20 protein-coding genes are annotated in these 22458 nt (G+C 73.6%); 13 read left to right on the plus strand and 7 right to left on the minus strand.

Annotated features, from left to right (window positions below; all coding sequences use genetic code 11):
- Positions 1-24: 24 nt before the first annotated feature.
- From HF577_RS21380 to xylA, 4 genes are read right to left on the minus strand one after another with little or no spacing between them, the layout of a single operon-like run.
- Positions 25-438, minus strand: a complete 414-nt coding sequence (locus HF577_RS21380; RefSeq protein ID WP_169397702.1) for a single stranded DNA-binding domain-containing protein — start codon at positions 436-438, stop codon at positions 25-27.
- Positions 390-1613, minus strand: a complete 1224-nt coding sequence (locus HF577_RS21385) for an ROK family transcriptional regulator (protein ID WP_169397703.1) — start codon at positions 1611-1613, stop codon at positions 390-392. The genes HF577_RS21380 and HF577_RS21385 overlap by 49 nt, the downstream gene beginning before the upstream one ends.
- The gene (xylB, locus tag HF577_RS21390; RefSeq protein WP_169397704.1) at positions 1610-3007 is read right to left on the minus strand and encodes a xylulokinase; all 1398 of its coding nucleotides are present in this window, start codon (positions 3005-3007) and stop codon (positions 1610-1612) included. Before xylB ends, HF577_RS21385 begins: the two co-directional genes overlap by 4 nt.
- Positions 3004-4191, minus strand: a complete 1188-nt coding sequence (gene xylA / locus HF577_RS21395; protein WP_169397705.1) for a xylose isomerase — start codon at positions 4189-4191, stop codon at positions 3004-3006. Before xylA ends, xylB begins: the two co-directional genes overlap by 4 nt.
- 56 nt (positions 4192-4247) lie before the next feature.
- Here xylA and HF577_RS21400 point away from each other — a divergent pair, with 56 nt between their 5' ends.
- The 3 genes from HF577_RS21400 to HF577_RS21410 are packed head-to-tail and all read left to right on the plus strand — an operon-like array spanning position 4248 to position 7250.
- Complete coding sequence (locus tag HF577_RS21400; protein WP_169397706.1) at positions 4248-5102, plus strand: exodeoxyribonuclease III; 855 nt, start codon at positions 4248-4250, stop codon at positions 5100-5102.
- A gap of 51 nt (positions 5103-5153) precedes the next feature.
- Positions 5154-5849: a hypothetical protein gene (locus HF577_RS21405; protein ID WP_169397707.1), complete on the plus strand. Its 696-nt coding sequence runs from the start codon at positions 5154-5156 to the stop codon at positions 5847-5849.
- Between the two features lie 30 nt (positions 5850-5879).
- On the plus strand, positions 5880-7250 hold the full coding sequence (locus tag HF577_RS21410; RefSeq protein ID WP_312859277.1) for an aldehyde dehydrogenase family protein: 1371 nt from the start codon (positions 5880-5882) through the stop codon (positions 7248-7250).
- A gap of 81 nt (positions 7251-7331) precedes the next feature.
- Here HF577_RS21410 and HF577_RS21415 read toward each other — a convergent pair whose 3' ends face one another.
- Entirely contained in the window at positions 7332-8693 is a 1362-nt protein-coding gene (locus tag HF577_RS21415) for an MFS transporter (RefSeq protein ID WP_312859278.1), read from the minus strand.
- A 58-nt stretch (positions 8694-8751) separates the two neighbouring features.
- On the opposite strand from HF577_RS21415, the gene HF577_RS21420 reads away from it, so the two are divergent.
- From HF577_RS21420 to nudC, 7 genes are all read left to right on the plus strand, one after another.
- Positions 8752-9876, plus strand: coding sequence for a cobalamin-independent methionine synthase II family protein (locus tag HF577_RS21420; protein ID WP_169397708.1), 1125 nt, complete (start codon positions 8752-8754; stop codon positions 9874-9876).
- 79 nt (positions 9877-9955) lie between these two features.
- Positions 9956-11218: an aldehyde dehydrogenase family protein gene (locus tag HF577_RS21425; RefSeq protein ID WP_169397709.1), complete on the plus strand. Its 1263-nt coding sequence runs from the start codon at positions 9956-9958 to the stop codon at positions 11216-11218.
- 85 nt (positions 11219-11303) lie between these two features.
- Complete coding sequence (locus tag HF577_RS21430) at positions 11304-12149, plus strand: SDR family NAD(P)-dependent oxidoreductase (protein ID WP_169397710.1); 846 nt, start codon at positions 11304-11306, stop codon at positions 12147-12149.
- A 56-nt stretch (positions 12150-12205) separates the two neighbouring features.
- The gene (locus tag HF577_RS21435; RefSeq protein ID WP_169397711.1) at positions 12206-13312 is read left to right on the plus strand and encodes a hypothetical protein; all 1107 of its coding nucleotides are present in this window, start codon (positions 12206-12208) and stop codon (positions 13310-13312) included.
- 9 nt (positions 13313-13321) lie between these two features.
- Positions 13322-14614, plus strand: coding sequence for a M16 family metallopeptidase (locus HF577_RS21440; protein WP_169397712.1), 1293 nt, complete (start codon positions 13322-13324; stop codon positions 14612-14614).
- The gene (locus HF577_RS21445; RefSeq protein WP_169397713.1) at positions 14611-16038 is read left to right on the plus strand and encodes a M16 family metallopeptidase; all 1428 of its coding nucleotides are present in this window, start codon (positions 14611-14613) and stop codon (positions 16036-16038) included. The genes HF577_RS21440 and HF577_RS21445 overlap by 4 nt, the downstream gene beginning before the upstream one ends.
- Positions 16035-17033: an NAD(+) diphosphatase gene (nudC, locus tag HF577_RS21450; protein ID WP_312859279.1), complete on the plus strand. Its 999-nt coding sequence runs from the start codon at positions 16035-16037 to the stop codon at positions 17031-17033. Before HF577_RS21445 ends, nudC begins: the two co-directional genes overlap by 4 nt.
- A 73-nt stretch (positions 17034-17106) precedes the next feature.
- Here nudC and HF577_RS21455 read toward each other — a convergent pair whose 3' ends face one another.
- A complete protein-coding gene (locus tag HF577_RS21455; protein ID WP_169397714.1) occupies positions 17107-17355 on the minus strand; it encodes a mycoredoxin in 249 nt (82 codons plus the stop codon).
- A 55-nt stretch (positions 17356-17410) separates the two neighbouring features.
- On the opposite strand from HF577_RS21455, the gene HF577_RS21460 reads away from it, so the two are divergent.
- The 3 genes from HF577_RS21460 (at position 17411) to HF577_RS21470 (ending at position 20299) form a co-directional block, all read left to right on the plus strand.
- On the plus strand, positions 17411-19495 hold the full coding sequence (locus HF577_RS21460; RefSeq protein WP_312859280.1) for an ATP-dependent DNA helicase UvrD2: 2085 nt from the start codon (positions 17411-17413) through the stop codon (positions 19493-19495).
- Between the two features lie 115 nt (positions 19496-19610).
- Positions 19611-19817: a hypothetical protein gene (locus tag HF577_RS21465; protein ID WP_169397716.1), complete on the plus strand. Its 207-nt coding sequence runs from the start codon at positions 19611-19613 to the stop codon at positions 19815-19817.
- A 104-nt stretch (positions 19818-19921) separates the two neighbouring features.
- The gene (locus HF577_RS21470; protein WP_407692225.1) at positions 19922-20299 is read left to right on the plus strand and encodes a WhiB family transcriptional regulator; all 378 of its coding nucleotides are present in this window, start codon (positions 19922-19924) and stop codon (positions 20297-20299) included.
- Between the two features lie 492 nt (positions 20300-20791).
- On the opposite strand, the gene HF577_RS21475 is transcribed toward HF577_RS21470, so the two are convergent.
- A complete protein-coding gene (locus HF577_RS21475; protein WP_169397717.1) occupies positions 20792-22132 on the minus strand; it encodes an ABC1 kinase family protein in 1341 nt (446 codons plus the stop codon).
- Positions 22133-22458 lie beyond the last annotated feature (326 nt).

A 22458-nucleotide genomic window follows, 5' to 3' on the forward strand; every position in this document is an offset into this window, starting at 1 on the left:
GGCTTAGGGGCGCTTTGCTGCGGCCTACGACGCCCGCGGCAGCACCCGGATCCCGTCGGCGCGGATCGTGGTGGGGTCGGCGGCCGCGCCCGTCAGCACCACGACGTCACCGACCGCCGGCTTCTGGGACAGGGCGGTGACGTCCACGGTGACCGTCAGCCCGTCGACCGAGGTGACGGTGGCCCGGTCGCCGGTCAGCGCGGTCACGGTGCCGGTGACGCTCGCCTGCGGCGTCCAGACCGCGCGGGCGACGGCCGTGGCGCCCGTCCCCTGCACCTGGACGACGACCCGCTCACCGGTCTGCAGGTCGCCCAGCGCGCTGTTCTGTGCACCCCGCACGACGGTGTCGCCGTCGGTGCGCAACGTCCGCTGGGCCCCGCCGTCGACGTTCACGACGAGCGTGCCGTCGGCGACCGAGACGACGGTGCCGGTGAGCACGGGCGCGTTCGCGAGTCCGGGGCCGCCCCCGCGGGGCGGGCCGCCGAAGGGGCCGCCGCCGGGGCCGCCCGGCCCCGGGCCACCGGGCCCCGGGCCGTGCCAGGGGCCGCCGTTGCCCGGGCCGTGCCAGGGTGCGCCGGGGGCGCCCAGCTCGCCCATGGGCCCGTGCCGGTCGAAGCCCGGGCCGAACCGGCCAGCGCCACGCCCAGCGCGCGTCCGACTCGCGCGAGGACGTCCGGCGGGGGTGCGGCGACCAGCGACTCCAGGTCGGGGGCGTCGGCGGCCCGCAGCATCGCCTCCAGGCCGGCCGCGGTCTCCAGACAGCCCCGGCCGCCGCAGCTGCACGGCGGACCGTCCGGTTCGACGACGACGTGGCCGATCTCCCCGGCCCGGCCGCCTGCCCCCCGGAAGAGCGTGCCGCCGAGCAGGATCCCGGCGCCGACGCCGATGCCGCCCGAGACGTGGACGGCGTCGGCGGGCCCGCCCGACCACAGCTCGGCCAGCGCGGCGAGGTCGGCCTCGTTCCCGGCCTGCACGGGCAGGCCGAGGCGGCCGCCGAGCTCGTCGCCCACCGCCACGTCGACCCAGCGGGGCAGGTTCGGTGCCCGCAGCAGCACCCCGTCCGTGCCGACGACACCGGGCAGCGCGACGGCCGCTCCGGCGATGACCAGCCCGGCCTCGGCGACCACCTCGGCGGCGAGCGCCTCGGCCGTGGCGAGCCCGACGGCGGGCACGTCGTCGCGATGGTCGGAGCCGACCACCCGCCGGGCCCGCACGGCCCCCGTCAGGTCGACGACGCACACGCCGACGGAGTCGACGCCGATCTCGACGCCCAGCCCGGCCGGCCCGGACGGGTCGAGCCGCAGCGGGCTGGCCGGGCGCCCGGTGCCGCCGCGCGCGGCCTCCAGCTCCGTGACGAGCCCGGCCGAGATGAGCTCCTCCACCAGCGACGACACGGTGCCGCGGGTGAGCCCGGTGCTCGCGGCGACCGCCGCCCGGGACACCGGGTGCGGCCCGGCGACCTCCCTCAGCACGAGTGCGAGGTTGTGCCGCCGGACCGTGTGCTGCCCCGCGCCGTGGCGCGCCACCACCTCCCCGCGAGTCGCCCGTTCCCACCCCGCGAGTCGCCCGCCAGGTGTGCGCGAGTCGCCCGCGTCGGCAGGAACGGTGCTCACGTGAGCCGGTGCGCCGTCATCTCGCGGACCTCCGCGTACCGCTCCCGCACCGCGGGCGTCGGTTCGCCCTCGAACGAGACGGTGTCGGCCGCGGCCCACACCGGCGGTTCCGCGTTGCCGGACAGCACCCACGCCGCCTGGCGCGCGGCGCCGTCGGCCACGTACTCGCCCGGCGTCGGCAACAGCACGGGACGGCCGAGCACGGCAGGAGCGATCCGGGCCACGGCCTCCGACCGGGCACCGCCACCCACGAGGAACGCCCGCTGCACCGGCACCCCGGCCGCCACCAGGGCGTCCAGGGCGTCGGCGAGGCCGCAGAGCAGCCCCTCCACAGCGGCGCGCGCGAGGTGGGCAGGCGTGGAGCTCGCCAGCGTCAGCCCGTGCAGGGCACCGGTGGCGTCGGGCCGGTTCGGCGTGCGCTCGCCCTCCAGGTACGGCACGAGCACCAGCCCGCCCGCCCCGGCCGGCGCGGACAGCGCGAGCCGGGAGAGCTCGGCATGATCGACGCCGAGCATCCGGGCGGTCGCGTCGAGCACCCGCGCAGCGTTGAGCGTGACGACGATCGGCAGGTTCTCCCCCGTCGCGGACGCGAAGCAGGCGATGGTCCCGGTCTCGTCGCTCACGACCGTCGGGGTCACCGCGGAGACGACGCCCGACGTGCCGAGCGAGACCACGACGTCACCGTGGCCGGCGCCGAGGCCGAGCGCCGCCGACGCGTTGTCGCCAGCGCCCGCGCCGAGCAGCACCCCGTCGGCCGTCCGCCCCGCGGCCTCGGCCGGCCCGAGCACGCGGGGCAGCCGGACGTCGGAGCGGCCGAACGCGCGTTCCAGCAGGTCGAGCCGGTACTCGCCGGTGAGGTCGACGTAGCCGGTGCCGCTCGCATCGGACCGGTCCGTGACGAGGTCGTCGAAGGACGAGGTGCCGCGCAGCTTCCAGGTGAGCCAGTCGTGCGGAAGGCACACGGCCGCCGTGGCGTCCGCGTGCTCCGGCTCGTGCCGGGCCAGCCAGCGCAGCTTCGTCACCGTGAACGACGCCACGGGCACGCTGCCGACCGCCTCGGCCCACTCCTTCGCGCCCAGCTCAGCGACGAGGTCGGCGGCCGCGCCTGCGGAACGGGTGTCGTTCCACAGCAGCGCGGGCCGCACGACCTCGCCGTCGGCGTCGAGACAGACCATGCCGTGTTGCTGCCCGGCAACGGCCATCGCCTCGACGCCATCGAGCCCGCCAGCGTCGGCGATCGCGCCCTGTAGGGCGTCCCACCACGCGTTCGGGTCGACCTCCGTGCCGGGCGGATGTGGTGCCCGGCCGGAGCGGACCAGTTCGCCCGTCATCGCGTCGCGGATCACGACGGTCGACGACTGCGTCGACGAATCGACCCCCGCGACGAGAGTCATGAGCGAGCGCCGAGCAGGTGCTCGAGTGCCAGCTGGTTGAGGCGGACGAAGCCGTAGCCGCGCTCGCCCGCCTTCACCGCGTCGTAGTCCTCGTAGGCGCCGCGGTCGGCCTTCAGGTCGGCCACGGTCTCGCCGGAGTTCAGCGTCGGCTTGGCCAGGTCGGCCACCCCGGACACGGCGAGCGCCTCGGCCACCTCGGGGTCGGCCCGGAACGCCGCGGCGCGCTCCTTGAGCAGGAGGTAGGTGCTCATGTTGGCCGCGGCCGAGGCCCAGACGCCGTCGATGTCCTCGGTGCGCAGCGGCTTGTAGTCGAAGTGGCGCGGCCCGTCGTAGCGGGGGCCGCCGCCCGGGGCGCCGTTCTCCAGCAGGTCGACGGTGGAGAAGGCGTTCATCAGGTCGCCGTGGCCGAACACGAGGTCCTGGTCGTACTTGATGCCGCGCTGGCCGTTCAGGTCGATGTGGAAGAGCTTGTCCGCCCACAGCGCCTGCGCGATGCCCGCGGTGTAGTTGAGCCCGGCCATCTGCTCGTGGCCGACCTCGGGGTTCACGCCGACGATGTCGCCGTGCTCGAGCTGCGCGATGAACGCGAGCGCGTGGCCGAGGGTGGGCAGCAGGATGTCGCCGCGGGGCTCGTTCGGCTTGGGCTCGATGGCGAAGCGGATGCCGTAGCCCTGCTCCTTGACGTACGCGGCGAGCAGGTCGATGCCCTCGCGGTAGCGGTCCAGCGCGGCGGCGATGTCCTTGCCCGAGTCGACCTCGGCGCCCTCGCGGCCACCCCAGAACACGTAGGTCTTCGCGCCCAGCTCGGCGGCGAGGTCGAGGTTGCGGATCACCTTGCGCAGTGCGAAGCGGCGCACGCCACGGTCGTTGCTGGTGAACGCGCCGTCCTTGAAGACGGGGTGGGTGAAGAGGTTGGTGGTCATCATCGGGACGACCAGCCCGGTCTCCTCGAGGGCGGCCTTGAACCGGGTGACGACCCGGTCGCGCTCGGCCGCGTCGGAGCCGAAGGGAATGAGGTCGTCGTCGTGGAACGTCACGCCCCACGCGCCGAGGTCGGAGAGCCGGTGCACCGTCTCGACGGGGTCGAGCGCCGGCCGGGTCGCGGTGCCGAACGGGTCGGCGGCGGGCCAGCCGACCGTCCAGAGCCCGAAGCTGAAGCGATCCTCGCGAGTGGGCTGCGGCATTGGGTAACCCCTTTGTTCGGCCATCGTACAAACTCGATCACGGTAGCCTCCCTGAGGTGCGTCTGGCTACATGGAACGTGAACTCGGCCCTCTCCCGGCTGCCCCGGCTGCTGCCGTGGCTGGACGAGCGCGCGCCGGACATCGTGTGCCTGCAGGAGACCAAGCTCTCCGACGAGGCCTTCGCCGAGACGTTCACGGATCCGCTCGCCGAGCGCGGGTACGCGGTGGCGCACCACGGGGAGGGCCGCTGGAACGGGGTGGCGCTGCTGTCGCGCGTCAGGCTCGACGACGTCGTGCGCGGGCTGCCTGACGAGCCACGCTTCCCGGCACCCGACTCGCCTGCCGAGGCCCGCGCGATCACGGCCACCTGCGGTGGCCTGCGCGTCACGTCCGTGTACGTGCCCAACGGCCGCGCACCGGACGATCCTCACTACCTCTACAAGCTGGAGTGGCTCCGGGCGCTGCGCGAGTCGGTGACCACGCCGGCCACCGCCGTCATCGCCGGGGACGTGAACATCGCGCCCACCGACGAGGACCTGTGGGACCCATCGCTGTTCGTGGACTCCACGCACGTGACGCCGGCCGAGCGCAAGGCGCTTGCTGAGATCACGGGGCTCGGGCTCCACGACGTCGTGCGCGACCGCTGGCCCGCCGACCGCGTGTTCAGCTACTGGGACTACCGGGCCGGCCGGTTCCACAAGGACCTCGGCATGCGCATCGACCTGGTGCTGGCAGGCGCCGATCCGGCGGGTCGCGTGCAGGCGGCGTGGGTGGACCGCAAGGCGCGCAAGGGTACCGGGCCGAGCGACCACGCCCCGGTGATCGTCGACCTGGACACCGCACCGGACGGCGACATCGGTCCGGTCGTGCCCCCGCCGTCGACGCCCGCGAAGCTGCCCCACCGGAAATAGCCCGTCGCCGCGTGCTTTGCGGCGTTCGTTCCGGCTGTCACACTCGATCGAATGTCGGGGGTGCACGTCCAGCCACAGTTCGGCCCGCCGGATGCGGCACCAGGGGTGCCCCGGCTGATCGCCGCGGGGCTGCTGGTGGTGTCCGCGGCGCTCGCGGTGGGCGGGAGCTTCCTGGCGCTGTCGGTCCGTCGCTACGAGTTCAGCCTCAGCGGTCCGACCGTCGTCGTCACCACGGCGTGGGGCGTCGGCATCGATCCGCCCCCCGAGGCGCCCACCTCCGTGGCGGCGGCCGCCCCTCTCGGCATCCCGCTCGTGGTGGCGGCCGGGGCAGCGGTGGTCGCTGCGATCCTGCTGCTGCTCTCGGCCCGCAGGCCGGGTGACCACGTGCCCGCCCGGATGCTCGGGGTCGTGTCGGCAGGGCTGCTCGGGGGCAGCATCTGGATCATCTGGATCGAGCTCACCACCCAGGCGAGCAATGCGCGGGCGGCCGCAGAGGGCGGCATCGACAGCGGGTTCCGCCCCACGGTCGGCTACGGACCCGGCGCCTGGCTCCTGCTCGGAGCCGCCATGGTCGCGCTCGTCGCCGTCCCGCTCCTGATGGTACGTCCCGACGATCCACCCACCGGCCCGCCGGCGGGGCCCCACGGTCCGTGGCCGCAGTTCCCGCCGCCGTCCGGTGACCCCCGATCCGGCGGTCCCGGGCCGTGGTGGCCGCCCCAGCAGGGTGACCCGCCCCGTCAGGGATGATCGAGCCCTGCTGCGGGGTACTGCTCCGTCGTGACGTTGGTGGAGAACCGTGAACTGATCGTCCTCGACCCCCGCACCGGCGAGCTGGTCGGGCGCACCCCGGTCACGTCCGCGCCGCGCTGCGACGAGGCCGTGGCCTCGGCCAGGGCCGCGGCCCCGGGTTGGGCGCGCACGCCGGCTGCCGAACGCGGCGCCGCTCTGCACGCGGCCGCGGCCGCCGTGCGGGCTGCCGCCGATGAGCTCGCGCAGCTCAACGCGCGGGAGACCGGCAAGCCTCTTGACGACGCCCGGGGTGGCGTCGAGGCCGGGGTCGGCACCCTCGTGCAGTACGCGGAGCTCGGCCCGGTGCACCGCGGCCGGAGCCTGCACGGCGCGTGGGACGCCACCGACCTCATGGTTCCGGAGCCGCGCGGTGTGGTTGCCGTGCTGACGCCCTGGAACGACCCGGTCGCGGTCGCCGCCGGACTGATCGGCGCCGCGCTCGCCACCGGCAACTCCGTGGTGCACAAGCCGAGCGAGCGCTGCCCACAGACCGGACGGCGGTTCGCCGAGATCGTCGCCGAGCACCTGCCTCGTGGCGTCCTGGAGATCGTCGACGGGGACGGGGCGGTGGGCGCGTTGCTCGCCGAGGCCCCCGTCGACGTCGTCGCGCACGTCGGGAGCACCGCCACCGGCCGGTCCATCGCCGCGACCTGCGCGCGTACCGGCGCCCGCGCCCTGCTGGAGAACGGCGGCAACGACCCGCTGATCGTCGACGACGGCGTCGACCCGGAGTGGGCCGCGGCGCAGGCCGCCCTCGGTGCCTTCGCCAACGCCGGCCAGATCTGCGTCGCGGTGGAGCGGATCTACGTGCACGCCTCCGTGGCCGACCCGTTCCTCGCCGCGCTGACGCGGGAGGCGCAGGAATGGGCCGAGCGGATCGGACCGCTTGTCGACCGCGAGCACCGCCGGCACGTCGACGGGCACGTCGCCGGCGCGCTGGAGGGCGGGGCCCGCGCACTCACCGGCGGGGCGATCCCCGACGGGCCGGGGGCGTTCTACCCGCCGACGGTGCTGATCGGGTGCGTGCCCGACATGGCCGTGATGAGTGAGGAGACGTTCGGCCCGGTCGCCCCCGTGCAGGTGGTGCCGGACTTCCCGGAGGCCCTGCGTGAGGCCTGCGACGACACCTACGGGCTCGCGGCCACGGTGCTCACCGCCGACATGGCCCACGCCCAGACCGCGTGGCGGGAGCTCCCCGTCGGCACGGTGAAGATCAACAACGTGTTCGGTGGCGCCCCGGGCGGCGCGTCCCAGCCCCGGCGCGCGAGCGGCTCCGGCTTCGGGTTCGGCCCTGAGCTCCTGGACGAGATGACCGCGGTGAAGGTGGTGCACCTGGCCCCGCCGCCCACGCCCCACTGACCCGGCGCGACATGGACACATAACGCTGTGAGAAGTCGCTTCGAACAGCGTCACGTGTCCATGTCGCGCCTGGGGGAGGCGTCAGGCGGGCGTCGTGCGGGCGGCGACTACGGCGCCCGTGACGGCCAGCGCTGTCAGCAGCGCGACCAACACAGGGAGCGCGGCCGCCGGGGTGCCGAGCAGCGCGAGGAGAGCGCCGCCCGCCCCAATCATCGCGGCGGTGGTGAGCTGGTCGGCGATCTGCGCGGCGGAGGAGTGGAACCCGACCTGGCCCGCCCCCGACTGCTGCAGCAGCAGGAAGGACATCGAGGAGAAGCCGATCCCCATGCCGAGGCCTGCCACCACCCAGAACGGGAGGGCCAGCCACGGCACGCCCCATCCCGGGGCCACGAGCAGCATGCCCGCCGTCCCGACGGCGAGCGCGCAGAACCCGATGCGCAGCAGTAGGGCGCGAGGCAGGTCGGGGTGCCTGCCCTGCCACGCCGACGCCGCCGACCAGCCCAGTGAACCGACGATCAGCGGGAGGCCCGCCATCGCCAGCGACCAGCCGTGGGTGCCGTTGAGCATCAACGGCAGGTACGCGTTGACGGTGAAGAACACCCCGGCCAGCAGCCCGCGGGAGAGCACGACGGTCGGGATCCCGCGTCCCGCGCGGAACACCCCGCGGGGGAACAAGCGCACCAATGCCGGTGCCAGCACCACGATCGCGACCCCGGCCACCACGGCGGCGACGACGCCACGCTGCTGTGACGCCCAGCTGAGCGCGGCCACCCCTACCGCGGCGCCGAGCGCGGCGGCCACCAGCCCGCGCCGGGGCGGGGCGACCTCACGGTGCGCGTCCGGCGGTCCCAGCCTGCGGACCGCCGGAACGACGAGACCCACCGCCAGCACCACGAACGGCACCAGCCCGAGGAACACCCAGTGCCACGAGACCGTCTCGGTCACCAGGCCGGAGACGGGCGGTCCGAGCAGCGCGGGCAGCACCCAGGCCGAGGAGATCAGCCCGAAGACCGCCGGGCGGGCCCGCTCCGGGTAGACCGCTGCCACCAGCACGTACACGGCGACCGCCTGCGTCCCCGCGCCGAGCCCCTGCAGCACGCGCCCGAGCAGCAGCTGGGGCATCCCCGCGGCCGTCCCGGCGACGACCAGCCCGATGCCGAACAGCAGCGGTGCCCCGACCAGAGGGATCCGCGGACCGGCCCGGTCGCACCACCGCCCGCCGAGCACCGTGGCGAACACCGCGGCGGCCATGAACGCCACGAACGGCCACGCGTACAGCGACACCGCTCCGATGTCGGCGACGAGCGCAGGCATCGCGGTGCCGACGCCCATCGACTCGAACGCCACCAGGCTGATCAGCAGCACGATGCCGATCGTGGTGGCGCGGCGGTCGGGTCCAAACAGCTCGGTGCGAACGGCGGTGGGCGCGGCGGCTGCGGTCACGCCGAAGATGGTGCAACCTCACCACGGGTTCAGGTCAACTCGGTTCGAGGGGGAACGGATGGAGCGGATCAGGACGACCCACACCGGCAGCCTGCCGCGGCCCGCGCCGATCGTGGCGGCCATCGCCGAGCGGGAGCGCGGCGGCCCTCCGCTCGACCCGGACGCGGTGCGCGACGCCGTGGCCGGTTGTGTGCGGCGGCAGGTCGAGACGGGGCTGGACGTCGTCAACGACGGAGAGCTCGCCAAGATCAGCTACGTCACGTACGTGCGGGGTCGCCTCACGGGGTTCGAGCCGGTCGAGACGCCGTGGCCACGTCCGAACCCAGCTCTCGACGGCTTCCCCGAGTACGCCGAGCGGCTGGCCGGGCGCGGCGGCTTCCGCGAGGTCCGGATTCCCGTGTGCCGCGGGGACGTGACCTACCCGGACACGAGCACCGTCGAGGCCGACATCACGACGTTGCAGGCTGCCGCCACGGACGCCGGTGCCCAGGTGGCCTTCCTGACGGCCGCGTCGCCGGGCGTCATCGCGATGTTCATGCGCGACGAGCACTACGGCGACCGCACGGCCTACCTCATCGCGCTGGCCGAGGCGATGAAGACCGAGTACGACGCCGTCCACCGCGCCGGGTTGGTGCTGCAGGTGGACTGTCCCGATCTCGCGGCCTCCCGTGCCGAGTTCCCGGACGACGCCGAGGGCCTGCGCGCGTTTCGCGGTCTCGTCGAGGAGAACGTGGCGGCGTTGAACCGCGCACTGCGCGACGTGCCACCGGAACGGGTGCGGCTGCACATGTGCTGGGGCAACTACGAGGGTCCGCACCACCGCGACGTCGCGTTGCGTGACGTGCTCGACATCGTGCTCACCGCCCGGGCCGGGACCATCTCCTTCGAGGGTGCGAACCCGCGCCACGGCCACGAGTGGACGGTGTTCGACGAGGTCGCGCTGCCGGACGACCGGGTGATCATGCCGGGGGTGATCGACACGACGACCAACTTCGTCGAGCACCCGGAGCTGGTGGCGCAGCGGATCGGCAACTACGCGCGGCTCGTCGGCCCGGACCGCGTACTGCCGGCCACCGACTGCGGGCTCGCCACGGTTGCGGTCGGGGAGGGCGGTGTTGACCCGCGGATCGCGTGGGCGAAGCTCCGCTCGCTGGTGGAGGGCGCGGCCCTGGCGAGCAGATAGGGCACTGCTCCGCGATCAAGGACGGTCGGCAGTGCGTATCGGTGCGCGGTGCGACCGGCGTGCGTGGCAACCTTTCCCCGTGAGCACCAGCACCGCCGCGCAGACCGCGACCCCCGAGGCCACCGCCGTGCGGGAGGCCGCCCAGCGAGCCGCCGCCGCTGCCCCGGGCGTCCGGGCCGCGGGGGGCGCCGCGGTCGACGCCGCGCTGCGGACGGCCGCGCAGCTCATCCGCGAGCGCACCGACGACCTGCTCGCGGCCAACGCCGCCGACGTCGAGGCCGCGGAGCGCGCCGGGATGGCGCCCGGGCTGCTCGACCGCCTGCGCCTCGGTCCGGAGCGGCTCGCCGACATCGCCACCCAGCTCGAGGTGCTGGCGGCCACGCCAGAGCCGCCGCTCCAGCGTGAGGTGCGGACGCTGCCGACCGGTGAGCGCGTGTTCGAGCGGCGGGTGCCGGTCGGGGTCATCGGTGCCGTGTTCGAGGCCCGTCCGAACGTCACCGTGGACGTCGCGTCACAGGTGCTCAAGGCACGCAGCGCCGCGGTCCTGCGCACGGGGTCGGCCGCGCTGGGCTCCGCCCGTGCCCTCGTCGACCTCGTCATCGCGCCGGCTTTGGAGCGCCACGGTGTTCCCGCGGCCGCCGTGCAGCTCGTCCCGACGCCAGGGCACGCCGGCGCCGAGGCACTGGTCGGGCTGCCCGACCTCGTACCGCTCGTCGTGGTCCGGGGGAGCGGCGAGGTCACCCGGAAGCTGTCGACGCTCGGCGCGGCCGCCGGCACCCGGGTGCTGGCCCACGCCGACGGCGGCGGCGTGCTCTACCTCGACGCCAGCGCCGCCGAGGCCGACGTGACGCGGCTGGTCACCGAGAGCACCGACCGGCTCGGGGTCTGCAACCGGCTCAACCTGCTGCTGATCCACCGTCCCGCCTACGACCGGCTCTGGCCGGTGGCCGAGGCGGCCCTGCTGGCCAGGGAGATCACCCCGAGCCTCCCGCCGCACGCCCACCGGCTCGGCCACGAGTGGGCCCTCGACCCCGGTGCCGAGGCCCACGTCACCGTCACCACGGTCGACGGCCCGGTCGACGCGGCGCTCATCGCCGCCCGGGAGACGTCCGGGCTGGCGGCGACGGTCTGCGCGTCCGACCGCACCGCGGCCGAGGCGTTCATCGACGCCTACACGGGCACGGGCGTGTTCTGGAACGCCACCACCCGCCTGCTCGACGGCTACAAGCTCCTCGGCCTGCCCGAGACCGGCATCAACGTCGACCACACGCCGGGCCCCCGCGGGCCGGTGACCTACCTCGACCTGTCGCTGCGCCAGTTCGTGGTGCTGCCGCCGGCCTGACTCGCCGGGCCGGGTTGAGCCCGGGCGGTGGGTGCTGGGGGGATGCTCGGGTGGGTAACTCGCCGCGTCTCGGGAGGCATCACACATGGTTGACGTCGACAGCTCGGCCCACCGCACCTGGTTCGTCACCGGGACGTCGTCCGGTATCGGCCGCGCGCTGGTGGTCGCCGCGCTCGAACGCGGTGACCGGGTGGCAGCCACCGCCCGGGACACCGAACCCCTCACGGACCTCGTCGGACGCTTCCCCGACCAGTTGGTCGTCGCCGAGCTCGACGTCCGCGACGAGGAGGCGGCCCGGGCCGCCGTGCAGCGGACGGTCGACGCCTTCGGCCGGATCGACGTGGTCGTCAACAACGCGGCGTACGGGCTGTTCGGCGCGGTCGAGGCGACCAGCGACAAGCAGGCGAGGGAGCTCTTCGACACCAACGTCCACGGGGTGCTGAACGTGCTGCGCGCGGCCCTGCCGGTGCTGCGGCGGCAACGAGCGGGCCACGTCGTGCAGATGTCGGCGCTCTTCGGGCACATGGCCTGGCCCGGCTGCGGGATCCTCGCCGCCACCAAGCACGCGGTCGGCGGGCTCACCGAGGCGCTGGCGATCGAACTCGCTCCGCTGGGGATCAGCTGCACCATGATCGAGCCCGCTCAGCTCGCCACCCCGTTCGTGGCCAACGCCGTGCTCGCCGAGTCCATCCCCGACTACGACCAGACCGTCGGGGCCCTGCTCCGGTCGCTGGGTGCGGCGAGCCCGGAGTCGCTGCCCGACGCGGCCCGGGTGGCGGCGGCGGTCCTGGGCGTGGTGGACGCCGAGCAGCCTCCGTTGCACCTGGCGCTGGGCAGCACGGCCGAGACCGAGATCCGCAGGGCGCACACGACGCGGCTGCGCGAGCTCGACGACTGGGCCGCGACGAGCCGGGAATTCGACGTATCGTGACCGAACACTCGGGAACCCGCATACCGGATCAACCGCACTGCTGCCAAGCTGACCACATGGCGACGACGGTGGGGGCGCAGCCGACCTGGTACCTGTTCCGCAACTCGGGTGAGGCGCGCCCACGCGCGTCCCTGCGCACCAACGTGGTCACCACGGTGCTGTCGGTGTGGTTCACGCTCGGGCTGTTCCTCGACGCCTACGCGCACGCCAACTTTCCCCAGCTCGAGAGCTTCTTCACGCCGTGGCACGCCGTCTTCTACAGCGGTTTCGCGGCCACGGCCGGCTGGATCCTGTGGACGGTGTGGACCCACGTCCAGCAGGGCAGGCGCGGGGTCGCCGCGGTGCCGGCGGGCTACGGGATGACCATGATGGCCCTGCCGGTGTTCGCGGTGTCGGGCGGCATCGACCTGGTGTGGCACGAGGTGATCGGCATCGAGACCACCACCGACATCTTCTTCAGCCCGAGCCACCTCGGCCTCATCGGCTCCATGGTCGTCATCCTGACGAGCCCGCTGCGCGCCGCCTGGGCCGATCCCGACCTCCCGGCGCGTCCGTCGCTGCGGGCGCTGCTCCCCTCCGTGCTCACCCTGTCGTTCGCCGCGAGCCTCGTGCTGCTGTTCCTCACCTACGGCAACGCGCTGCTGTTCTCCTCGCGCAACGTCGTGGCCATGTTCTCGAGCGTCACTGACAATGGCCCCGGCACACTCGCGACGCGCATCGTCCTCACCAACCTCGTGCTGCTCGCGCCCCTGCTCGTGATCGCCCGCCGCTGGCACCTGCCGTTCGGCACGGCCACGATCGCCTACACGATCGCGGCGCTGATCTCCGCCGTCCTCATGGGCTTCGAACTGCTCACCCTCCCGGTGGCGATCGTCGTGGCCGGTGTTCTCGTCGACCTGCTCGCGGTATGGCTGCGGCCCAGCGCCGACCGGCGGGCGGCCTTCTGGATCTTCGGTGCTGCGGCGCCGCTCGTCACCTGGGCGGTCTACCTCGGGGCTGCGTCCCTCGCCGAGGGCGCGCTGCCGGCCGTCGTGGAGTTCTGGACGGGTATGCCGGTGATCGTGGCTCTGCTGGGTTGGACACTCGCGGCGCTGATGCTGCCGAACGCGATCATCGCGGGGGAGTCGACCGGTTCCGAGCGGGCCGCCGCCACCTCGGGCTAGATTCGGGTCGTGCCTGCCGTAGAACTACACAGGACGACGCTGGCCAACGGCCTGCGGGTCCTCGTCGTCCCCGACCCCGCCACCCCCGTCGTCGGCGTCGCGCTGCACGTCGACGTCGGCTTCCGATCGGAGCCGGAGGGGCGCACCGGCTTCGCGCACCTGTTCGAGCACCTGATGTTCCAGGGCAGCGAGAGCCTGGAGAAGCTGGCGCACTTCCGGCACGTGCAGGGCTCGGGCGGAGTGTTCAACGGCTCCACCCACCAGGACTACACCGACTACTTCGAGGTGCTGCCCGCAGCGGCGCTGGAGCGGGCGCTGTTCCTGGAGGCCGACCGCCTGCGCGCACCGAAGCTCACGGAGGAGAACCTCCGCAACCAGGTGGACGTCGTCAAGGAGGAGATCCGGCTCAACGTCCTGAACCGGCCCTACGGCGGGTTCCCCTGGATCCTGCTGCCGCCGGTTCTCTACGACACGTTCCCCAACGCCCACAACGGCTACGGCGACTTCTCCGAGCTGGAGCAGGCCTCGCTCGACGACGCCGCGGCGTTCTTCGACACCTTCTACTCACCGGCCAACGCGCAGGTCACCGTGGCCGGCTACCTCGACGTCGACGAGACGTTGCGGCTCGTGGAGAAGCACTTCGGCGACATCCCGGCCCGCCCGGCGCCGGTCCGGCCGTCGTTCGCGGAGCCGCTGCCGAGCGCCGACCGCCGCCAGGCCGTCACCGACGCCCACGCGCCGCTGCCCGCGCTCGCCCTCGGCTACCGGCTCCCCGACCCCGCCGCCGACCTCGACGGCTACCTCGGCCACGCGCTGCTGGCCTCCGTGCTCGCCGACGGCGAGGCCGCCCGGCTGCAGCGACGGCTCGTGCACGCCGACGGGCTCGTCACCGACATCTCGGCGAGCGCCGGGTTGATGGGCCCGCTCGACGCCCGCGACCCGGACACGTTCACGATCACCGCCGTGCACCCCGCCGCGGTCGCTCCCGACCGCGTGCTCGCCGCCGTCGACGAAGAGCTCGACAAGCTCGCCGCCGCTGGCCCGAGTGCCGACGAGCTCGCCCGGCAGGTGGCCCGCTGGTCGGCCGGGCTGCACCAGGAGAACGACCGGGTGATGTACCGGATGCTCGGCCTCGGTGCCCGCGAGCTGCTCTACGGCCGGGCGGAGATCGCCGTCGAACTGGCCGACCGGCTCGCCGCCGTCACACCGGAGCAGGTCCGCGCCGCGGCGGAGAGCCTGCGCTCGTCCGGGCGGGGCGTCCTGCTCGTCGAGCCGACCGCCGCCCAGGAGGGCAACGAATGACCACCGCAAGCCAGGACACCTCAGGGCAGCACACTCCCGGCAACGCAGTTCCGGGGGAGAACCCCCGCCACCGCAGCGCCGAGGAGATCGGCCGCACCGAAGCCGGGCCGCGCCCGTTGCCCCCGCTGGGCCTCACCCGCGCCGTCCCGCTCCCCGACGTGGAGGAGCACACGCTCGACTCCGGGCTGCGGGTGCTCGTCGCCCACCGCCCCGGCGTGCCGATGGTGGAGCTGCGGCTGCGGGTCCCGTTCGCAGGCGACGAGCCCGAGCACTCCGCCGTGAGCGAGCTGCTGTCGTCCACCCTGCTCACCGGCACCACGAGCCGTGACCGCGTCGGCATCGACGACGAGATGGCGGCCGTCGGCGCCGACCTCGGGGTGAGCGTCGACCCGGAACGGCTCCAGATCGGCGGCCACGGGCTCGCCGAGGGACTGCCCGACCTCCTCTCGGTGCTCGCGGACGTCATCACCTCGGCCACCTATCCCGACGCCGAGGTCGCGCGTGAGCGGGACCGCCTGATCGAGCGGATCTCGGTGGCCCGTTCGCAGCCGCGCACCATCGCCAGGGAGGCGCTGCAGCGCAAGCGGTTCGGCGACCACCCGATCACCCGCGAGATGCCCACCGGGGACGACGTGGCCGCCGTCACGGCCGACCAGATCCGGGCGCTGCACGCCGCGGCGCTCGTGCCGCGGGGGTCCATCCTCACGCTGGTCGGCGACATCGACACGGCCGCGGCGATCGCCCAGGTCGAGAAGGCGCTCGGGGGCTGGACGTCCGACGTTGCGGCCCGTGAGCTGTCCCCGCCGCCCGCGATCTCCCCCGGCGACCTGCAGCTGGTGCACCGGCCGGGATCCGTGCAGTCGCAGCTGCGGCTCTCGGCGCCCGCGCTGCGCCGCCACGACCCGCGCTACGCGGCACTGCAGCTGGCCAACCTCGTGTTCGGCGGCTACTTCTCCTCCCGGTTGATGGAGAACATCCGCGAGGACAAGGGCTACACCTACGGTGCCCACTCGGGCGTCGAGTTCGTGCCCGGTGGCGCGGTACTCGGCGTCGAGACCGACGTGGCGAGCGACGTCACCGCGGCCGCGCTGCTCGAGACCCGCTACGAGCTGGGCCGGCTCACCGCGGTTCCCCCCACGGAGGCGGAGGTCGAGGCCGCGCGCAGCTACGCCGTGGGCTCGCTGCTCATCTCCCTGGACAGCCAGGGCGGCCTCGCGTCCTCGCTGTCGGCGCTGGCCGCCGACGGGCTCGGCATCGACTGGCTGCGGGCCCACCCGGCGCGGCTCGAGGCGGTCACCACGGAGCAGGTCGCCGAGGTGGCACTGGAGTTCTTCGCGCCGTCCGCGTTCACCGGCGTCGTCGTGGGCGACGCCGACGTGATCGGGGCCGGAGCGCGGGCCCTCGGCGGGATCACGGGCCCGTGAGCGGCTCCTGCGCGGTCGGATCCGCGCTCGACTTCACGCTGCTGGTTCCCCCGGTGCTCTCCCGCTCGGCCGTGCTCCGCGACGAGCCGTTGCGCAACGACACCGCGCGGCAGATCGAGGGGTGGCCACAGGCGCGTCTCGTGGTCGTCGACGCCAGGGGCCGCACGCCCGTGGACTGGGACGGCGGGCCTTCCGACGCCACCTGGGACGCGGTCACCGGCGGCGGCGCCCGCCTGCACACCCGGCCCACCACGGGGGACGTGCCGTCGGAGGGCGCGGTGCTGCTGGGGGAGGGCGACGGCGTCGCGTACTGGGGGGTGCGCGGCGAGCCCGACCCGGACGCGGGTGAGGACCCGAGCCGCTGGCTGGACCTGCGGATGGCCGGAGCCGCGCTCGACTCGTTGGGCGCCGGCCTGCTCACCACCGCGGTCGCCGTCCTCAACTGGCACGACGCCGCCCACTTCTGCGCGCGTGACGGCTCCCCGATGCACCCGCGCCAGGCCGGGTGGCACCGGCACTGCGAGGCCAACGGGCACGAGGAGTACCCCCGCACCGACCCCGCCGTCATCTGCCTGGTGCACGACGGCGCCGACCGCGTGCTGCTCGCCCGGCAGCCGTCGTGGCCGGAGGGGCGCTACTCGGTGCTCGCCGGGTTCGTCGAGGCGGGGGAGTCGCTGGAGGCGTGCGTGCTGCGGGAGATCCACGAGGAGGTCGGCGCCACCGTGCGCTCGGTCCGCTACCTCGGCAGCCAGGCGTGGCCGTTCCCGCGCTCGCTGATGGTCGGCTTCCACGCCGAGGCCGACCCGGACGTCCCGCTGGTACCTGCTGACGGCGAGATCGCCGAGGCGATGTGGGTGCGCCGGGCCGAGCTGCGCGCCGCCCTCGAACACGGCGACTGGGCCGCCGACGGGCAGCAGGGCGCGCGTCCCCTGCTGCTGCCCGGCCGGGTGTCGATCGCGCGCTCGATGCTGGAGTCCTGGGCCGCCCTCGACTGACCGCACACGGCTGGTGGCCACCGTGCACACGTCCTGACGTGTGCACGGTGGCCACCGCGTGTGTGCGGTGTGGCTAGGCCGCCAGGTCCGCCACCTTCTCGGCCACCACCGCGAACGGCGGGTTCGTCAGTGCCGTCCCGTCGGCGAAGACGACGGTGGGGACGGTCTGGTTGCCGCCGTTGACGCCCTCCACGAAACGGGCCGCCTCGGGGTCGCGCTCGATGTCGACCTCGTCGTAGGGGATGCCGGCCTGGTCCATCTGCAGCTTGAGCCGGCGGCAGTAGCCGCACCACGTCGTCGAGTACATCGTCACGTCAGCCATGGTCGATTCAACGACCGGCGGCGTTCCTGTCTTCCCCGGGTGTCAGGATGGTCAGGTGACTGCTCGCCTCGTCCCCGACGCCCCGGAATCCGGCCTCGACGACGAGCAGCTCGCCGCGGTCACCGCCCCCCGGGGCCCGGTGTGCGTGCTCGCCGGGGCCGGCACCGGCAAGACGCGCACCATCACCCGGCGCATCGCCCACCTCGTGCGTACCGGCCACGTCGCGTCGGGCCAGGTCCTCGCGGTCACGTTCACGGCGCGCGCGGCGGGGGAGATGCGCACGCGGTTGCGCACGCTCGGGGTGGCGGGCGTGCAGGCCCGCACGTTCCACGCGGCGGCCCTGCGCCAGCTGCGCTACTTCTGGCCGCGCGTGATCGGCGGCGACCAGTGGCAGCTGCTGGAGGGCAAGCTGCGGATCGTCGGACAGGCGGCGGCCCGTGCGAAGGCCGGCACCGACGCGGCGTCGCTGCGTGACCTCGCCGGCGAGATCGAGTGGGCGAAGGCCACTCTCGTCACCGCCGAGGGCTACCCGGCGGCGGTCGCGAAGCTGCGCCGCGACACCCCGGGCCCCGCCGAGCAGGTGGCCACGGTGTACGCGGGCTACGAGGAGCTCAAGAACCGCGCGGAGCTGCTCGACTTCGACGACCTGCTGCTCCACGTCGCCGGGGCGCTGGAGGAGCACGGCGCGGTGGCCGAGGAGTTCCGCGACCGCTACCGCTGCTTCGTCGTGGACGAGTACCAGGACGTCACGCCGCTGCAGCAACGCGTGCTCGACGCCTGGCTCGGGGAGCGTGACGACCTCACGGTGGTGGGCGACGCCAACCAGACGATCTACACGTTCGCCGGCGCCAGCCCGCGCTACCTGCTCGACTTCCCGCGCCGCTTCCCGGAGGCGGCCGTCGTGCGGCTGCAGCGCGACTACCGGTCCACCCCGCAGGTCGTGGCGGCGGCCAACACGCTCATCGGTTCGGCCCGCGGCCGCGTGGCCGGCAGCCGGTTGCAGCTGGTCGGGCAGCTCCCGCCCGGGCCGGAACCCGACTTCTCGGAGCACGACGACGAGCCGGCCGAGGCCGCTGCCGTGGCTGCGCAGATCAAGCGGCTGGTCGCCGACGGCACCCCGGCCGCCGAGATCGCGGTGCTGTTCCGGATCAACGCGCAGTCGGAGGTCTACGAGCAGGCGCTCACCGAGGTCGGCGTGCCCTACCAGGTGCGCGGAGGGGAGCGGTTCTTCTCCCGGCCGGAGGTCCGGCGGGCGATGACGGTGCTGCGCTCCGCAGGCTCCGGGCGGCCCGATGACGGCACCCCGCTCGTCGACGCCGTGCGCGCCGTCCTCGCTCCCGTCGGACTCACCCCGGAGCCGCCCGGCGGTGCAGCGCAGCGGGCCCAGTGGGAGTCGCTGCTCGCGATCGTCGAGCTCGCGGAGGAGCTCGTGGCGGTGGAGCCCGAGGCCGATCTGCGCCGCTTCACCGCGGAGCTCGAGACGAGGGCCGACGCCGCGCACCCTCCCACGGTGCAGGGCGTCACGCTCGCGTCGCTGCACGCCGCCAAGGGCCTGGAATGGGATGTCGTGTTCCTCGTCGGGCTCGTCGACGGCACGCTCCCGATCCAGCACGCCGACGGCGACGACGAGGCGATCGAGGAGGAGCGCAGGCTGCTCTACGTCGGGATCACCCGGGCCCGGCGCCGGCTCGCGCTGTCGTGGGCGCTGTCCCGCCAGCCCGGTGGTCCGCGCCGCAGGCGGCGGAGCCGCTTCCTCTACGGGCTGATTCCGGAGGAGCACGCGGCTTCGCGGATAGCGAACGGGTCGAGCCGCGGTGGCCCGCGGCCGCGCTGCCGGGTCTGTGGTTCCCCGTTGATGGGCGCCGACGCGCTGAAGATGCGCCGATGCGCCGACTGTCCGTCCGATGTGGACGTCGAGCTGCTCGACCGGTTGCGCGGCTGGCGGAGCGAGGAGGCCAAGGAGCAGCAGGTTCCGGCCTATGTGGTCTTCACCGACGCCACCCTCACGGCGATCGCCGAGCAGCGGCCCGCCGACAACGCGGCGCTGGTACGGATCCCGGGTATCGGCGCGCGCAAGCTCGACCGCTACGGGCCTGCGGTGCTGGCGCTGGTCACCGACCCGGATGTATCTGATAGTTGATCCAAGAAGTTCCCCGTAAATCAGTTGTGCGGTCTGTCCGGGTGTCTCTAACGTATCCGTCGACGGTCCTCATCAGCCCGTCTTCTGCTGCGACCTCACGCGAAGGGGGTGTCCTGTGATCACGATGATGCTTCCCATCTCCGGGATCTACGGCGCCCGCGTGCGCGTCGAGTCCGGTATCGCGACGGTCGGCTCCCCGCGCCACGCGCACGTGTGGCAGAAGCGACCGGCAGGCACGGCTCTCGGTGCCTTCGTGATCAAGGGCGTCAGCGTCACCGATAACAGCACAGGTGTGTCCGAAGTGGAGTGTCGCCCAACCTAGGCGGCGACCTCGCCACCGGCCCGAAGAACCAAGGCCGCGGACCCACACCGGGATCCGCGGCCTTTTTGTTTGTCCTGCCTGACCACATCACTCAGGAGGTAGAGGTGTTAGTCCGATCAGTTCCGTTGGACGGCGGAGCGATCAGTCCCGACCAGCTCGGTGGCGACCCGGTCACCGGTCTGGGGTCCCTCCTCGACGCGGCTCCCCGCGCCGGGTTGGACCTTCCGTGTCGTTCGGGCGATGCGGACCTGTGGTTCGCCGAGGCTCCTGCGGAGCTGGAGCGGGCCAAGGAGCTGTGCGGTCACTGCCCCATCCAGGCCGAGTGCCTGGCCGGCGCGGTGCGCCGTGAGGAGCCATGGGGTGTCTGGGGCGGCGAGATCTTCCTGCGCGGGGCAGTCATCCCGCGCAAGAGGCCCCGTGGCCGTCCGAGCAAGGCTGCACTGGCTCGCGACCGCGAGTACGCCGCGGCCGTGTCCGCCTGATCCACGCCCCACCCGTCGGCCCTTCGAGGGCCACACCGACAGGAGACCGATTCCGATGACCGACTTCAACCCGCCGACGGCTGCTCCCACCCAGCCGCGATCCATGGTCCTGCACCGAGAGGGAACCCAGATGTTGCTCCACGAAGCCCTGGCCAGATCCCGACAGCGGGAAGCCGAAGAGGCAGCCCGTCACTACACACTGGCCCGCCGGTTCACGGCGGGCCGCCGGTGGGCGTCGCTCGCCGGCTTCGCCGACAGGCGCGCGACCCGTGCACGGGCGAGCGCAGGCGCGGCTCAGCTGCACGGGCACTCCCGTTCCGCTGTGAACGGGCTCCGTGCCGTATGAGCGGTGCCGACGAAGAGAACAGGTAAGTAACCGACGTCCCCGGTCGACCGGCCATCGGCCGGGGTGCCGTCGGCCTCCGATACCGAACCACCTCTGGACCCGGCCCGGCCCGCTCCACGCCACGATCAGCGGGACCGGGGCCGGGTTCAGAGGTGGCGGCCGGCCGACTCGTCCTCGGCGTCGAAGATCCACGGCTGCCAGTGCCCCACGATCCCGCGCAGCGGCACATCGGCGTCGAGCTGGCACAGCACACCGAGCGTGCCCATCGTGACGCGGTGCACGAGCAGGTACTGGGGCGGCAGGTTGAGCTCGCGACCGGTGTTGAAGTCGGGGCTCCGCAGGTCCCCCACCCGTTCGGCCTGCCGCTGCAGCCACCGCCGGTTGAAGCGGAAGGTGTCGGTGCGCAGCGGTTCGGTGAACGGTGCCAGGTAGGTGACGGCGTCCTCGGCGCGCAGTGGCGAGCCGGCCCGCACGAACCCGTTGTCACGCAGCAGCGTGAGGAGCTCCTCTGGCTTGTCCTCCAGCGCGAGCCGGACCATCACCGACAGCGGCCGGGGGAGACCCTCGGGCAGGCGCGCCACGGCGCCGTAGTCGATGACGAGGAGCCTGCCGTCGTCGAGCACCTGGAAGTTGCCGGGGTGCGGGTCGGCGTGCAGCAGCCCGACCCGGGCCGGCGCGGAGTAGTGGAACTCGGCGAGCAGGGCGGCGGCCTTGTCGCGCTGCTCCTGCGTGCCGCCCCGGATGACGTCCGACAGCTTCCGGCCGGTGACCCACTCGGTGACCATCGCCCGCGGGGCCGACGCCACCACGCGGGGCACCTTGACCTTGTCGTCGCCGTCGAACGCCGAGGCGAACGCGCGCTGGTTCTCGGCCTCGTCGCGGTAGTCGAGCTCCTCCTCCATCCGGTCGCGCAGCTCGGCGATCAGTGGCTTGATCTCCAGGCCCGGCACCAGCGGCTGCATCAGCCTGCTCATCCGCGACAGCTGCCGCAGGTCGGAGCGCAGCGCCTCCTCCGCGCCGGGGTACTGCACCTTGACGGCGACCTCGCGCCCGTCCTTCCAGATCGCGCGGTGGACCTGGCCGATGCTCGCGGCCGCGGCCGGTGTCTCGTCGAAGTCCTGGAACCGGTTGCGCCAGCCCCGGCCGAACTGCTCGGCCAGCATCCGATGCACGTCGGCAGGGGGCATGGGCGGGGCCGCGGACTGCAGCTTGACGAGCGACTCGCGGAACGGCGCCGCGTACTCGTCGGGGATGGCGGCCTCGAACACGCTCAGGGCCTGGCCGAACTTCATGGCGCCGCCCTTGAGCTCGCCGAGCACGGCGAAGAGCTGCTCGGCGCTCTTGGCCATCAGCTGGGCGGAGATCTCCTCGCCGTCGCCTCCGACGAGCCGCCTGCCCCATCCGGCTGCGGCTCGCCCGGCAACTCCGAGCGGGAGACTGGCCAGCTTGGCCGTGCGCGAAGCCGTACGCCGCGGGATGTCGGTCACGCTGTTTCCTTTGTGGGGTGCGGTGCCGCCGTGGCGAGCGGCGGGATCGCCGACGCGAAACGCTCGCCGGCCGTGGCATCCCTGTCGATGGTCGTCGGTGGGTCGGGCCGTGCACCGTCCGATGGCGGGCTTGCGGGCTCCTTCACCCCCTGATTGTGTCCCGATCTCCCCCTTGCGCGCATGTTGCCTTCGGTCACGAACGCGGATTCACTCGCGGCCGAACACGGCTGGGCCGTGGTGGAGGTCCGTTGACAGCACCATGACATGACGGGCGGTCGGGGCGGCGACGAGATCACCGGGATCTCGCCGGCCGCGGAGGAAAGGGC

Source organism: Pseudonocardia xinjiangensis (assembly GCF_012911925.1).
GTDB classification, from domain to species: domain Bacteria; phylum Actinomycetota; class Actinomycetes; order Mycobacteriales; family Pseudonocardiaceae; genus Pseudonocardia; species Pseudonocardia xinjiangensis.